This is a genomic window from Pseudomonas sp. CM25 (genome assembly GCF_013179705.1).
Taxonomy (GTDB): Bacteria; Pseudomonadota; Gammaproteobacteria; order Pseudomonadales; family Pseudomonadaceae; genus Aquipseudomonas.
Map to the genome: position 1 here is coordinate 1 of NZ_JABMCW010000029.1, position 14588 is coordinate 14588.

The following is a 14588-nucleotide window of genomic DNA, read 5'->3' on the forward strand; positions in this document are numbered from 1 at the left end:
GGTGGACTTCCTGGCCCTGTTCGCCGGGGTCACCCTGTGGAACTACTGGATCGGCCTGAAAGTCGGTGCCGCTGGGGTGCGCACCAAGCCGGCGCAGCGCTGGCTACTGCTGGGCGTGGGTGTCGACCTGGCGATCCTCGGCTACTTCAAGTACGCCAACTTCGGCGTCGACAGCCTCAACGCGATCATCAGCTCGTTTGGCCTGGAGCCGTTCATCCTCACCCATGTGCTGCTGCCGATCGGTATCTCGTTCTACATCTTCGAGTCGATCAGCTACATCATCGATGTGTACCGCGGCGACACCCCGGCCACCCGCAACCTGATCGACTTCGCGGCGTTCGTGGCGATCTTCCCGCACCTGATCGCAGGCCCGGTGCTGCGCTTCAAGGACCTGGTGGACCAGTTCAACAACCGCACCCACACCCTGGACAAGTTCTCCGAAGGCTGCACCCGCTTCATGCAGGGCTTCATCAAGAAAGTGTTCATCGCCGACACCCTGGCGGTGGTCGCCGACCATTGCTTCGCCCTGCAAAACCCCACCACCGGCGATGCCTGGCTGGGCGCCCTGGCCTACACCGCGCAGCTGTACTTCGACTTCAGCGGCTACAGCGACATGGCCATCGGCCTTGGGCTGATGATGGGCTTCCGCTTCATGGAAAACTTCAAGCAGCCGTACATCAGCCAGTCGATCACCGAGTTCTGGCGGCGCTGGCACATCAGCCTGTCGACCTGGCTGCGCGACTACCTGTACATCACCCTGGGCGGTAACCGCAAAGGCACCTTCAACACCTACCGCAACCTGTTCCTGACCATGCTGCTGGGCGGCCTGTGGCACGGTGCCAACTTCACCTACATCATCTGGGGCGCCTGGCATGGCATGTGGCTGGCGATCGAGCGGGCGCTGGGCCTGGACACCAACCCGCAGCGCTTCAACCCGGTCAAGTGGGCCTTCACCTTCCTGCTGGTGGTGGTCGGCTGGGTGATCTTCCGCGCCGAGAACCTGCACGTGGCCGCCCGCATGTACGGCGCCATGTTCAGCTTCGGCGACTGGCAGCTGTCGGAACTCAACCGCGCGCAGCTCACCGGCCTGCAGGTGGCCACCCTGGTGATCGCCTACCTCACCCTGGCGTTCTTCGGCCTGCGCGACTTCTACCGCAACGCCCGGCCGACGCCAACGGCCACCCCGGTGCAAATCAACAGCGACGGCTCGCTCGGCCTGGACTGGACCCGGGTAATGACCCGCGCCCTCGTCTTGCTGCTGTTCGTGGCCTCGATCCTCAAGCTCTCGGCGCAGAGCTACTCGCCGTTCCTGTACTTCCAGTTCTGAGGTGGATGACATGACCCGGACATTACGCATCACCTATTCGCTGTCGTTCCTCGGCCTGCTGGTGGGCATGGGCGCCTGGTCCACCGGTGGCCTGCAGAGCTTCCAGCGCACCGAGCAGATGACCCTGCTCAACGGCAAGCTGGCCAAGGCAGCCGAGACCCACTACGACGAAGAATTCCCGATCAAGCGCCTGGGCACCAACCTGTGGGCGGCGATGGACTTCAAGCTGTTCAACGAAGGCCGCCCCGGTGTGGTGCTGGGCCGCGACCAGTGGCTGTTCAGCGACGAAGAGTTCAAGCCCACCGCCGGTGCCGAGCAACTGATGCAGGAAAACCTGGCACTGATCCGCGGCGTGCGCGACACCCTGCAGCAGCACGGCAGCCAGCTGGTGCTGGCGATCGTGCCGGCCAAGGCGCGGGTCTATTCCGAGTATGTCGGTAAAGAAGCACCTGCCAGCCTGCATGACGACCTGTACAACCAGTTCCACGCCCAGGCACGCCAGGCCAACGTGTTCGCCCCGGACCTGATGGCACCGCTGGAGCAGGCCAAGGCCCGCGGCCAGGTATTCCTGCGCACCGACACCCACTGGACGCCAATGGGCGCCGAAGTCGTGGCCCAGGCCCTGGCCGAAGCGGTGGCGCGGCAAAGCCTGCTCGACGGCGAACCGCAGACCTTCATCACCGAAGCCGGCAATACCGCACCGTACAAGGGCGACCTGACCAACTTCCTGCCGCTTGACCCGCTGTTCAGCAACCTGCTGCCGGCGCCGGACACCCTGCAGCAACGCACCACCCGGCCTGCCGAGGCCGAGGGCGAAGGCGGCGATGCGCTGTTTGCCGACACGCAGATTCCGGTGGCGCTGGTAGGCACCAGCTACAGCGCCAACCCGCACTGGAACTTCCTCGGTGCGCTGCAACAGGCCTTGCGCAGCGACGTGGCCAACTACGCCGAAGACGGCCACGGCCCGCTGCTGCCAATGCTCAAGTACCTGCAAAGCGACGCCTTCAAGAACGCCGCGCCACAAGTGGTGGTGTGGGAATTCCCCGAACGTTACCTGCCTATGAAGAACGACCTGAGCAGCTTCGATCCGCAGTGGATCGCGCAGCTCAAGAACGCCCGTAAATCCGAAGAAAACCTGGCCTTGTCGTCCGCCCGGACGAACCATTGATAGAGAGGAAATGCACATGACTACCAAGACTTCCATTGCCAAAGCCCTCACCCTTGCGGCCGGCCTTTCCCTTGCGTCCATGCACGCCTTCGCCGGCGCCGACGCTGCGCTGTATGGCCCGACTGCACCCAAAGGCTCCACCTTCGTGCGCCTGTTCAACGCCGCCAGCGCACCGGCTGCTGCCAGCGTCGGCAACACCCAGATCAAGCAGGTTGGCGCCCAGGCCAGCAGCGACTTCAGCTTCCTGCCGGGCGGTGACTACACCGCCCAGGTCGGCGGCAAGAGCGTGCCGGTGAAGCTGGCCGCGGACAAGTACTACACCCTGGTCAACAGCAGCGGCGGCAACCCGAAGTTGATCGAAGAGCCACCGTTCAAGAACAAGCAGAAAGCCCTGGTTCGCGTGCAGAACCTGAGCGACCAGCAACTGACCCTGAAAACTGCCGACGGCAAGACCGAAGTGGTCAAGCCGGTGGCCGCCAACGGCCGTGGCGAGCGCGAGATCAACCCGGTCAAGGTCAGCCTGGCGCTGTACCAGGGCGACAAGAAAGTCGGTGACGTGAAACCCGTCGCTCTGGAGCGCGGCGAAGCTGCCGTGCTGTACGTAACAGGTTCCGGCAACAGCTTGTCGCCGGTGTGGGTAACTCGCCCCGTGGCTAGCAACTGATCCCCTGCCTCTAAACGACTATTGGAGAAACATGATGATCCCGGTAATTCTTTCTGGTGGTAGCGGTTCGCGTCTGTGGCCTCTGTCGCGCAAGCAGTTCCCCAAGCAGTTCCTGGCCCTGACCGGTGAACACACCCTGTTCCAGCAAACCATCGAGCGCCTGGTGTTCGAAGGCATGGACGCGCCGATCGTGGTCTGCAACAAGGACCACAAGTTCATCGTCCAGGAGCAGCTGAGCGCACTGAAGCTGGAAACCCAGGGCATCCTGATGGAACCGTTCGGCCGCAACACCGCGCCGGCCGTGGCCATGACTGCCATGAAACTGGTCAATGAAGGCCGCGACGAGCTGATGCTGGTGCTGCCCGCCGACCATGTGATCGATGATCAGAAAGCCCTGCAACGTGCCCTGGCCCTGGCCACCGTGGCCGCCGAGCGTGGTGAGATGGTGCTGTTCGGCGTGCCGGCAACCCGGCCGGAAACCGGCTACGGCTACATCCGTTCCAGCCAGGACGCGTTGCTGCCCGAAGGCGTGGCACGCGTTGCGCAGTTCGTCGAGAAGCCCGACGAAAAACGCGCCGCCGAATTTGTCCAGGCCGGTGGCTACTTCTGGAACAGCGGCATGTTCCTGTTCCGTGCCAGCCGCTTCCTCGAAGAGCTGAAAAAGCACGACGGCGACATTTACGACACCTGCGTGCTGGCCCTGGAGCGCAGCGAAGAAGACGGCGATGTGCTGAGCATCGACGAGGCAACGTTTGCCTGCTGCCCGGACAATTCCATCGACTACGCGGTGATGGAAAAAACCCAGCGTGCCTGTGTAGTACCGATGTCGGCTGGCTGGAGCGACGTGGGCTGCTGGTCGTCGCTGTGGGAAGTGCACGAGAAAGACCACAATGGCAACGTTACCAAGGGCGATGTGGTGGTGCAGGACAGCCACAACTGCATGATCCACGGCAACGGCAAGCTGGTGTCGGTGATCGGCCTGGAGAACATCGTGGTGGTGGAGACCAAGGACGCCATGATGATTGCCCACAAGGACAAGGTCCAGGGCGTCAAGCAAATGGTCAAGACCCTGGACGAGCAGGGCCGCAGCGAAACCCAGAACCACCTGGAAGTGTATCGCCCGTGGGGCTCGTACGATTCGGTGGACATGGGCGGCCGCTTCCAGGTCAAGCACATCACCGTCAAACCGGGCGCCAGCCTGTCGCTGCAGATGCACCACCACCGTGCCGAGCACTGGATCGTGGTGTCCGGCACGGCCGAGGTCACCTGCGACGAGAACGTGTTCCTGCTGACCGAGAACCAGTCGACCTACATTCCGATCGCCTCGGTGCACCGCCTGCGCAACCCGGGCAAGATCCCGCTGGAGATCATCGAGGTGCAGTCCGGCAGCTACCTGGGCGAGGATGATATCGAGCGCTTCGAGGATGTGTATGGGCGAACCTCCACGCCGGTCGAGCGTGGGGTTTCGGTGAAGACCATCGCGCAGTAAAGCGCAGTCGATAAATGCACAAACCCGCTGCGGGCTTTACCGTAGCGGGTCTGTCCAAGGGCATCACGCCCGAAAGAAAAAATTAAAAGTTTACGCAGTAATGCCCTTGTGACATTTCATACGTTACCTCCCCGACTGCAAAGCTCAGACGATAGTTGAAGCTGAGTTGTTGGCCCGGTTGCCATTTCATGTTTTCCACAACCAGGTTTCTCGCGTTATACAAACCCGCACCCAAATTACCAAATGCCCGATAGATAATAAATTCTCCATCGCGATCTATGCCGGCGCGGAAGAAGACGCCCAGTTTCCCGTTGTTCAGATTTTCATACGCCCGCAAGATCATACCGCCCTCAGAAGCCTCCGAAATCTCAGGCGACTCGGTATAGTAACTGTTGTGACCGAGGTAAGCCGGAGAGAGCGCCGCAGTGCTCTTGCCTTTAAGCGCTTTCCACTGTGCGGTCATCATTTCCGGTTCAAATTCCACGCCCTGTTTTTCCTGAATGTTCATCATGTTCTGTTCACTCGCACGTTGTTGATAAATTCAAATGACATTAACTGGGCCTTAGTGCCCTGAAGACCCACGCCCGAAAATGTTTTATTTTCAGTGGCGAGAAAAAATTTATGAGAATTTGCGCTCTGCTGCTACTCACAGTGTTGGGAGTTACAGATAGCATCGCAATGTGATTGCGCTGACTTTCGAGCGCATGCGCTGCACGTGGCGTAGCGCATGCCAACTGCAAGGCAGCCTCCCGCTTTTGAGCACATGCCATTTCAGGCTACGATAGTCGAACCCCTCGCAACCAAGGTCTGCAAGCCCCATGATCATCGGTGCCTTGCTCATACTCACCTGGCTGGTGCTGCTGTTGCGCTACCCGGCCAAGGCCCTGCCGATTTCCCTGGCTGCCGTGTGCGGCCTGGGCCTGGTGGCCCTGTTCGTCATCTGGCAGGACAACCGCGAAGCCTCGCAACTGGCCCGCCTGGACCTGCGCCTGAGTTATGCCCCCGAGCAATGCCCGGCGGACCGTGCCCTGCAGGTACACATGAAGAACGGCAACAAGGCGCCGCTCACAGAGCTGCGCTGGCGCGTGGCGGCGTATGCCCCGGGCGACACCGTGAACCTGGCCGAGAACACCTACAATGCCCCGCGTTACCGTGGGCCAGGTGACCTGCAGCCGGGGGCCGAGTGGAAGGACTGCCTGCCATTGCCGCCATTGCGCTCCGGGTATCGTCCGCAAACCCTGGAGTTTCGTGCCGAGCACCTGCAGGGTACATTTGCCAATTGACTTATCACATGTGCAGACCTCTTCGCGGGTGAACCCGCTCCCACAGGGACAACGCAGGTCTTGAATACTGTGGGGTACCTGTGGAGCGGGTTCACCCGCGAAAGGGCCCATGCAGGAAAATCATCTCCCTGAGAACAGGCCTCCACCTATGCCCACCGTCCTCATCACCGGTTGTTCCAGCGGCATCGGCCGCGCCCTGGCCGACGCCTTTCGCGATGCCGGCCACCATGTCTGGGCCACCGCGCGCAAGCCAGAAGATGTCGAGCAACTGAGCGCCGCCGGCTTCAGCGCCCGGCAGCTGGACGTGAATGACAGCGACGCCCTGGCCCGCCTGGCCGACGAACTCGAAACCCTCGACATCCTGATCAACAACGCAGGCTACGGCGCCATGGGCCCGTTGCTCGACGGCGGCGTGGACGCCCTGCGCCAGCAATTCGAGACCAACGTGTTTGCCGTGGTCGGTGTCACCCGGGCACTGTTCCCGCTACTGCGCCGCTCACGCGGGGTGGTGGTGAACATCGGCAGCGTCTCAGGGGTGCTGGTCACTCCCTTCGCTGGCGCCTACTGCGCTTCCAAGGCAGCCGTGCATGCGCTCAGCGATGCCTTGCGCCTGGAGCTGGCGCCTTTCGGCGTGCAAGTGATGGAAGTGCAGCCGGGGGCGATCGCCTCGCAGTTCGCCAGCAACGCCCAACGCCAGGCGGAGCAGGTACTTGTGGCAGGGTCGCCGTGGTGGCCGTTGCGCGAGCATGTGCAGGCACGGGCGCGGGCTTCGCAGGACAAGCCGACTTCGGCGGCGGTGTTTGCCAGAGGGGTGTTGACGGCGGTAAGCAAGTCGCCGGTGCCGGCGCTGGTGCGGTTGGGTAACGGCAGTACAGCGTTGCCGGTGATGGCCCGATTGCTGCCACGGCGGTTGCTGGACTGGGCTTTGCGCAAGCGTTTTGGGCTGCTGCGACCGCTCTGAGGGCGTGGTTGCCTATGCCGCCCTCTTCGCGGGTAAACCCGCTCCCACAGAGCTGTGTCATCCCTGTGGGAGCGGGTTTACCCGCGAAGAGGGCGGCACAGACAACAAAGAATCAGGCGATGGAGCGTAACACTCCACCATCCACCCGCAAGGCAGCCCCGGTGGTAGCACTGGCCTGCATCGAAGCCAGGTACACCACCATATTGGCCACCTCTTCCACCGTCGCCAGGCGCTTGAGCAGCGAGGTCGGCCGGTGCTCGGCGAGGAAGTTCGCTTCCAGTTGCTCAGTCGACACACCCTGCTCCCCGGCCAGCTTGGCAAAGAAGTCGCCGACACCTTCCGAGCGGGTAGGCCCAGGCAATACCGCGTTCACCGTCACCCCGCTACCGGCCAAGGTCTCGGCCAGGCCACGCGACACCGCCAGCAGCGCGGTCTTGCTCATGCCGTAATGAATCATCTCGGTCGGGATCTGCAGCGCCGACTCACTGGACAGGAACACCACCCGACCCCACTTGCGCTCGGCCATGCCCTGGGCGTAGTGGCGAGACAGGCGCACCGCGCTGAGCACGTTGACATCGAAGAACCGCTGCCACTCCTCGTCCTCGATCTCGAAGAACGGCTTGGGCTCGAAGATGCCGAGGTTGTTGATCAGGATGTCGCTGTGCGGCACTTGGCCGAACAGTTTTCGCGCACCGTCGCGGGTACTCAGGTCGGCGGCGATACCGATGATGCGCGCCTGTGGCAGGCGTTCGCGGATGGCGTTGAGGGCTTCATCGACCCGGGCTTGAGTGCGGCCGTTGACCACCACTTCGGCCCCCGCCTCGGCCAGGCCGATGGCGATGGCCAGGCCAATGCCGGCGGTGGAGCCGCTGACAATGGCGCGCTTGCCGTTCAAGGAAATCTGCATCTGTGCCTCCTCAATTGTCTGGGGAATCGCCAGGGCTGCTTTGCGGCCCCGGCTTTTACGCTTTCTTCACCGGCTGCTCGTCGAATGCCTGCCAGCCACCACCCAACGCTTTGTACAGCCCCACCAACGCCTGCGACACCGCCGCCGAGCTGTCGATCCACTGCTCTTCGCTGGCCAGCAACGCCCCTTGCACCGTCAGCACATTGAGAAAGTCCACCGCGCCTTCCACATACTGGCGCTGGGCGGTTTCCAGGGCGATGCGGTTCTGTCGCACCGCCTCGGCCAAATGATCCCGACGCAACTGGCTGGCGTTGTAAAGGCGTAGCACATCGTCAATTTCATGCCAGGCGCCAAGCACTACCTTGCGGTAGTTCAGCGCCGCCTCCTGCTGCTGGGCTTCCCGCAATTCCAGCGTGCCCTTGAGCCGGCCACCCTCGAAGATCGGCAGCGAAAGCTGCGGCCCGAAGGCGAAACGGCGCGAGTCCCAGCCAGCAAAATCGGACAACTGCATGGCCTGGAAACCGACACTGCCCGACAGGCGGATACTGGGGTAGAAGTCGGCCTTGGCCACGCCAATGCTGGCGGTGGCGGCATGCAGGCGCGCCTCGGCCTGGCGGATATCCGGGCGCCGCTCGGCCAGCTCGGACGGCAAACCGATGGCGAACTTCTGCTGCGGCGCAGGCAGCTCGCCAGCCGGCAGCAACTCGGCCTGCAAACTGCGCGGCGGTTCGGCCGCGAGCAGGCTGAGGGCGTTGATCAAGTCATCGCGCCGCGCTTCCAGGCTTGGCAGGCGCGACTCGATCGAGGCCACCTGGGCACTGGCCTGGGCCACGTCGAGGCGAGTGGCGACACCTTCCGCCTGGCGATTTTCCGACAGCGTCAGGCTGTGCCGGGCGACCTTGAGGTTGTCGCGAGTCACATCAAGGGTGTGCTGCACGGCACGCAACTGGATGTAGTTGCCGGCGGTTTCCGACAGCAGCGCCAGCAACACCCCGCGCCGATCGTTCTCGGCCACTTCGACCGTGGCATCGGCGGCCTCGACCTGACGCCGCACGCGGCCCCACAGGTCCAGCTCCCAGCCGGCTACCAGGTCACCCTGCCAAAGGTTGAAGGCTTGCTTGCCTGCCTTGCCCGACGGGTCGCTCAGGCCCTCGGCGCTGTTGCGGGCGCGGCTGTAGCCGGCGTTCACGTCTACCGACGGCACTTCATCGGCGGCCACAGTGCTGCGTAAGGCACGGCTTTGCAGCAGGCGGGCACTGGCCATCTGCAGGTCGAGGTTGCGCTCGGATACGCGCTGGATCAGTGCACTCAGGCGAGCGTCGTGGAAGGTTTCCCACCAGCGCAGTTCCAGTGGCTCGGCCTGCGGCTGGCTGGCCGCTGCCTCGCCTTGCAACGGCGCCCACTGTTGCGGCGCCTGGCTGTCGGGGCGCAGGAAGTCCGGGCCCATGGTGCAGCCGGCCATCAGCACGGCCAGCAACAACGGGCTCAAGCGTAATGCCGGTTTCATCGTGCGCTTACCTCTTTGCCGTCCAGCTTGTCGCCACGGGTATCGATGGTCGCTTCCACCGACATGCCCACACGCAGGCGCGCGAGCAGCGGCTGGCCGTCATCGAAAACGATCTTCACCGGGATACGCTGCACCACCTTGGTGAAGTTGCCGGTGGCGTTGTCCGGCTTGACGGCGGCGAAGGTGACGCCGGTGGCCGGGGCGATGCTTTCTACATGCCCCTGCAGTTTTTCGCCGGAGAACGTGTCGACGCTGATGCTCACCGGCTGGCCCGGCTGCACGTGGGTCAACTGGGTTTCCTGGAAGTTGCCGACCACATAGGCCTGCTGCAAGGGCACCACCGACAGCAGGCGGGCACCTGGATTGACGTACGCACCGACACGCAGGGCGCGCTCGCCGACCATGCCGTCCACCGGCGCGCTGATGCGGGTATAGGACAGGTCGAGCCGGGCCTTTTCAACGCCCGCTTCAGCCCGCTTCAACTGGCCATCGGCGCTGGCCACCTGGGCGGTAAGGATGTCCACCTGCTTGCGTGCTGCCACCAATGCCGCCTGGGTATTGGCCAGCCGCGCGCGAGCCTGGTCGACGCCGCTGCGCGCCTGCTGGGCGTTCTGCACGGTACCGGCACCCTGCTCGGCCAGGCGGCTGTAGCGGTTGACTTCATGATCGGCGAACGCCGCTTCGGCCTGCGCCGCTTTCACCGCCGCCTCGGCCTGGGCGATCAGCGCCGCCTGGCGCTCGAGGGTGGCACGGGCATCGGCGCTTTGCGCCTTGGCCACCAGCAACTGCGCCTGCGCGGCATCCAGCGCGGCCTGGTAGTCACGGGCATCGATGGTCGCCAGCAACTGGCCAGCCCTGACTTGCTGGTTATCTTCTACCAGCACTTCCTTGATGAACCCGGCAACCTTCGGTGCGACCACGGTGTAGTCGGCGATCACATAGGCGTCATTGGTGCTCTGGCGGTGGTCGCTGCCAAACATCCAGGGGCCGATGATGCCGGCCAGGACAGCGACGGCAAGCACCGCGCCGATGAACAGGGTTTTGCGGTTGTTGGTCATTTCAGCGGTTCTCGAATTCATCCAGGGTTCAGGCCACCGCACGCGGCGGATAGACCCGGGTAGGCACGAAAGGAATCAGGCAGATCAGGGCCACTGCAATGCAGGCCATGACCAGGTAGAGGTCGGCGGAGGTCAGCACCAGCGCCTGGTCGTGGATACGCTTGGCCAGGCCTGCGCTGTTGTCATCGACCAGCGGGGCGTTGCCCAGGCTGTCCACCAGGTGGTTGGAATGGAAGTGCCGGCGCAGCGTACCAACGGCGTCCAGCAGGCCACCGGCGACCACTGCAGCCAGGCCTTTGACGGTGTTGAACCAGCTGGAGGCGAACGGGCCTTCCTGCGGGGTCATCCCGTTGGTGGACAGCATCAGCAGCGGCAGTACCGCCATCGGCTGGCCGAACACCTGCAGCAGGTAGAACGGATAGAAGTCGCCACGGATCCACTGCGACGTCAGCAGGCTGCTGCCGACACAGGACACCGCCAGCATCGCCAGGCCGATGCCCAGCACCCAGCGGCAGTCCACCGCGCGGATATTGCACAGGGCGGCGGTCAGCGGCAGGGCGATCAGCTGCGGCATGGCCACCAGCATCATCAACGGGCTGGTCTGCACCGGCCGGTAGCCCTGGATCTGCGCCAGGTAGGCCGACGGGATGCTACCTACACCAGACAACACGATCAGCACGCCGGCCAGGGTCACCAGGGCAAAACTGAGGTTGCGTCGCGAGAGCATGCGTAACTGGAAAAACGGCAGCGGCTCGGACCACTCGTTGTACATGAACAGCACCAGCAACAGCAGGCCGCCACCCAGCAGCCAGCAGATCAGTGGCGAATCGAACCAGCCCCAGCGGTCGCCTAGCGACAGGCCCAGCACGATGCAGCTGATGGCGGGCAGGCCGAGCAGCACGCCGCGCCAATCGAACTGCTTGAAACGTTCCAGGCGCAGCGGGTCCTGCGGCAAGCCCCAGCCCACGCAGAACATGGCCAGCGCCGACGGCACGATGATCTGCCAGAACGCCCACTGCCAACCGACGTACTCGGTCCAGAGGCCAGCCAGTGGCGTGCCGAGGTTAGGGCCGAAAGTGGCGGTAAGGGCATAGCAGGCCAGGCCGTACACCTTGATACCCGGCGGCAAGAAGCGCAGGGCCACGCTCATCAGCATCGGCGGCAAGGCGCCAGAGGCAAAACCTTGCAGCACGCGCAGCAGCATCAGGCTGTGCAGGTTGGGGGCGAACGGTTGCAGCAGACCCAGCACGGCGAACACGCCGATGGCGCTCATGGTGAAGCGCCGTAGCGAGAAGGTAGTGGCCAGCCACGGCGCGAAAGCCATGGCCGAGACCGAGGCGGCGCTGTACACCGCCAGCAGCCAGGCGCCTTCGTCGGCACCAATGCCCATGGCGCCGCGAATATCGGCCAGGGAAATCTTCGTCACCGACTCATTGAGGCCCGCGCACAGCACGGCCAGCAGTACACCGAACAGCCCAACCACGACCTGCAGGCCGAACGCCGTCTGCGCAGGCGCGGCCGGCGCGGGGGCGGCAGCGCCAATCGCGGCAGAGGGGGCGGACAGGGAACTCATGGACAGACATCTCCAGCAACAAAATCACGACTGGAGCAAGTCTAAGAACGTCGAATGCTGACGAAAACTGAATTCTCGGTAGGTTTATGTTGCGTCAAACGCAATCGGGACATCATAGCGGGCATGAAAGGCCCTGATCATGGGTCCATGCTACCGCACGCCTTCAGCGTCTGGCGCAGCCACCGATGCGCCGGATCGTTGTCGAATCGCGGGTGCCACGCCTGTTTCACATTCACCTTTTCCAGCGGCACGGGTATTTCGAAAGACCGCAATGGCAGCTTCAGACGGTTCACGCTGTTGAGGATATTGGCGGGTATCGGCAGGATCAGGTCGGAGTCCGGCAGCGAGAACATCGCCGAGTGGAAACTGGTGGTGATCAGCGCCACCCGCCGCTCCACCTTGTGGTTGGCCAGCGCCACGTCGATCGGCCCATTGGCCCGACCGCGCCGTGACACACTGATCTGCGGATACGCGGCAAAGCGCTGCGGTGTGATCGGCGCCTCGAAAATAGGGTGTCCCTCGCGCGCCAAGCCGACGAAATAGGTATTGAACAAACTCTGCACTTTCATCTCCGGGCCCAGTTCAATGGCCGAGCTGATGATCAGGTCGATGTGACCGTTGCGCAGTACCGCGTCATCGTCGCCACTGCCTTCCGGTACAAAGCGCAACACCGTGCGCGGCGCCTGGGCCAGCATCATGCGCAGCAACTGGGCGCCGTACAGGGCGATGAACAGGTCGTTGGTGCGAATGTTGAAGGCCCGGTCCAGGTTTGCCAGGTCGACCGCGTCGCGGCTGCGGAACACCTGCCCGGCTTGCTCCACCAGCCCATGCACCTGCTCGCGCAGGGCCAGCGCCCGTGGGGTCGGCACCAGGCCACGACCGGCACGTACCAGGATCGGGTCGCCCAGGGCATCGCGGATCCGTCCCAAGGTCCGGCTCATCGCCGCCGGGCTCAGGTTCATGCGCTGCGCCGCGCCGACCACACTGCCTTCGTCGAGCAGGGCATCGAGGGCGACGAGCAGGTTCATGTCCGGGAGTTGCATGGCGGTTATCCGTTACTGCGCTGGGAAGGGCGATGGTAGCAGGTTGCAGGATTGCACCAGACGCAATGCGCCCGTGCGCCGTGGGGCATTTATCCCGTAAGTCGATCTGGCCAAGAATGACCTTTGGCAGGTTCGGCCCTTTCGCGGGTAAACCCGCTCCCACAGGTACACCACAATATTTGAAAGCGGTGTGGTCTTGGGTTTACCCGCGAAAGGGCCCGAACAGGCAATCACTCCGCCAGCCTTTACAAGGATCCCCAATGCCCAACCCCGTCCTGATCGCCATCGACGCCTCCCCCGCCGCCACTGCCCTGCTCGCCCTGGCCCGTCGCTACTGCCGCCCAGGCGAGCACGAACTGCACGTGCTGCTGGCCATCGATTCCACCTTCGCCGTGCACGACAGACCCGCGCCCTACACCGCCGAGGAGCTGGAGGAATACCCCGCTGCCTGCGAGGAACAGCAACACGCCGACCACGCCGTGGCCGAGGCAGTACGCGAATTGCAACAGGCCGGTTTCGCCAGCCAGGGCTGCATGGTGGCCGGGCAGCCGGTCGACGCCATCATCGCCAAGGCACAGGAGCTGAACTGCGAGCTGGTCATCATGGGTCACCGGCACCTGTCGCGGCTGGGGCGGCTGCTCGATCCGTCGATCAGCGCAAAGGTGATCGACCGCATTGAAATGCCGGTTTTGGTAGGGCCCGCCTGACCGGCCATCACCCGGAAACGCAATTGCATTGACCAGGTAATGCAATCGCATTACCTTGGAGTACTGCTGCAACACAAAGGACAGTGCCCATGGCTACCACCTTCGAAGTCGAGTCCACGCTGACTGATCGCTACCAAACCACCGTTCCCGAAACCGTACGGCGCGCCCTGGGTTTGAAAAAGCGTGACAAGATCCATTACTCGATTCGCCCTGACGGTGGGGTGATACTCACCCGCGCAGAGGCAACCGAGGACGATCCGGTGCTGGGCCAGTTCCTGGATTTCCTGGCGCACGACATCGCTACCAATCCTCAACGGCTGCAGGTTGTCGATGCAGGCCTCATCGCTCGTCTCGACAAGCTTGTCGGCGACGCGGAGGTCGACCTTGATCAACCTCTGTCGGCGGATGATGAATGAGTGATGCGAACAGGAAGCCTTTTGTTATTCATGGATGGACTGTATTTGCCCACCCACTGTTCCTGGCCAAGCTGGACGCGCTGAGCGCCCAGGTTCAGGCTCAGATGCAGAAAGACCCAGCTGGTTACGCCAAGAAGAATGCTTATAAGCGGCTGGCGGCAATCAAACGCTTGGCATTCGATGTGATCCCCCAGGACCCGACCAAAGTTGAGTACAGGCAGGGCGCACCGTTGGGCGGTGACCACAAGCACTGGTTCAGAGCGAAGTTCTTCCAGCAATACCGCTTGTTCTTTCGCTATCACACCGCCAGTCGGATCATCGTGCTGGCTTGGGTCAATGATGAATCGAGCAAGCGGGCCTACGACAGCAGCGATGACGCTTACAAAGTCTTTCAGAAGATGCTGCTAACTGGCCATCCACCAGATGACTGGGATCAATTGCTGCGAGAGTGCGGGTCTGTGCATGTCAGGCCCGAATAGCAGAAT

The 14588-nt window shown here is 63.2% G+C and carries 15 protein-coding genes; 9 read left to right on the plus strand and 6 right to left on the minus strand.

Going from position 1 to position 14588, the window contains the following annotated elements; translation table 11 throughout:
• The 4 genes from HP546_RS05385 to HP546_RS05400 form a co-directional block, all read left to right on the plus strand.
• A partial coding sequence (locus HP546_RS05385; RefSeq protein WP_172220746.1) for an MBOAT family protein occupies positions 1-1327 on the plus strand: 1327 nt, incomplete at its 5' end.
• 10 nt (positions 1328-1337) lie between these two features.
• Positions 1338-2495 (plus strand): alginate O-acetyltransferase, encoded by a 1158-nt coding sequence (locus tag HP546_RS05390; protein ID WP_172220749.1) that lies wholly within the window; start codon positions 1338-1340, stop codon positions 2493-2495.
• Between the two features lie 16 nt (positions 2496-2511).
• Positions 2512-3159 carry an alginate O-acetyltransferase AlgF gene (locus HP546_RS05395; protein WP_172220752.1) on the plus strand — a complete coding sequence of 216 codons (648 nt, stop codon included), beginning with the start codon at positions 2512-2514 and terminating at the stop codon, positions 3157-3159.
• A 34-nt stretch (positions 3160-3193) separates the two neighbouring features.
• Entirely contained in the window at positions 3194-4648 is a 1455-nt protein-coding gene (locus HP546_RS05400) for a mannose-1-phosphate guanylyltransferase/mannose-6-phosphate isomerase (RefSeq protein ID WP_172220833.1), read from the plus strand.
• 82 nt (positions 4649-4730) lie between these two features.
• On the opposite strand, the gene HP546_RS05405 is transcribed toward HP546_RS05400, so the two are convergent.
• Positions 4731-5159 (minus strand): hypothetical protein, encoded by a 429-nt coding sequence (locus tag HP546_RS05405; RefSeq protein ID WP_172220755.1) that lies wholly within the window; start codon positions 5157-5159, stop codon positions 4731-4733.
• A 307-nt stretch (positions 5160-5466) separates the two neighbouring features.
• On the opposite strand from HP546_RS05405, the gene HP546_RS05410 reads away from it, so the two are divergent.
• Positions 5467-5931, plus strand: coding sequence for a multidrug transporter (locus HP546_RS05410; protein WP_172220758.1), 465 nt, complete (start codon positions 5467-5469; stop codon positions 5929-5931).
• A gap of 148 nt (positions 5932-6079) precedes the next feature.
• Entirely contained in the window at positions 6080-6892 is an 813-nt protein-coding gene (locus HP546_RS05415; RefSeq protein WP_172220761.1) for an SDR family oxidoreductase, read from the plus strand.
• 112 nt (positions 6893-7004) lie between these two features.
• Here the strand turns inward: HP546_RS05415 and HP546_RS05420 are convergent, their stop codons facing one another.
• The 5 genes from HP546_RS05420 to HP546_RS05440 form a co-directional block, all read right to left on the minus strand.
• Complete coding sequence (locus HP546_RS05420) at positions 7005-7799, minus strand: SDR family NAD(P)-dependent oxidoreductase (protein WP_172220764.1); 795 nt, start codon at positions 7797-7799, stop codon at positions 7005-7007.
• Between the two features lie 55 nt (positions 7800-7854).
• Positions 7855-9306 (minus strand): efflux transporter outer membrane subunit, encoded by a 1452-nt coding sequence (locus HP546_RS05425; protein WP_172220767.1) that lies wholly within the window; start codon positions 9304-9306, stop codon positions 7855-7857.
• On the minus strand, positions 9303-10364 hold the full coding sequence (locus tag HP546_RS05430) for an HlyD family secretion protein (RefSeq protein WP_172220770.1): 1062 nt from the start codon (positions 10362-10364) through the stop codon (positions 9303-9305). Before HP546_RS05430 ends, HP546_RS05425 begins: the two co-directional genes overlap by 4 nt.
• Positions 10365-10392: 28 nt before the next feature.
• Positions 10393-11937, minus strand: a complete 1545-nt coding sequence (locus HP546_RS05435; protein WP_172220773.1) for an MFS transporter — start codon at positions 11935-11937, stop codon at positions 10393-10395.
• Positions 11938-12074: 137 nt separating this feature from the next.
• A complete protein-coding gene (locus tag HP546_RS05440; protein ID WP_172220776.1) occupies positions 12075-12980 on the minus strand; it encodes a LysR family transcriptional regulator in 906 nt (301 codons plus the stop codon).
• Between the two features lie 260 nt (positions 12981-13240).
• On the opposite strand from HP546_RS05440, the gene HP546_RS05445 reads away from it, so the two are divergent.
• From HP546_RS05445 to HP546_RS05455, 3 genes are all read left to right on the plus strand, one after another.
• The gene (locus HP546_RS05445) at positions 13241-13687 is read left to right on the plus strand and encodes a universal stress protein (protein WP_172220779.1); all 447 of its coding nucleotides are present in this window, start codon (positions 13241-13243) and stop codon (positions 13685-13687) included.
• Between the two features lie 89 nt (positions 13688-13776).
• On the plus strand, positions 13777-14103 hold the full coding sequence (locus tag HP546_RS05450) for a type II toxin-antitoxin system PrlF family antitoxin (RefSeq protein ID WP_172220782.1): 327 nt from the start codon (positions 13777-13779) through the stop codon (positions 14101-14103).
• On the plus strand, positions 14100-14582 hold the full coding sequence (locus HP546_RS05455; protein WP_172220785.1) for a type II toxin-antitoxin system YhaV family toxin: 483 nt from the start codon (positions 14100-14102) through the stop codon (positions 14580-14582). The genes HP546_RS05450 and HP546_RS05455 overlap by 4 nt, the downstream gene beginning before the upstream one ends.
• Positions 14583-14588 lie beyond the last annotated feature (6 nt).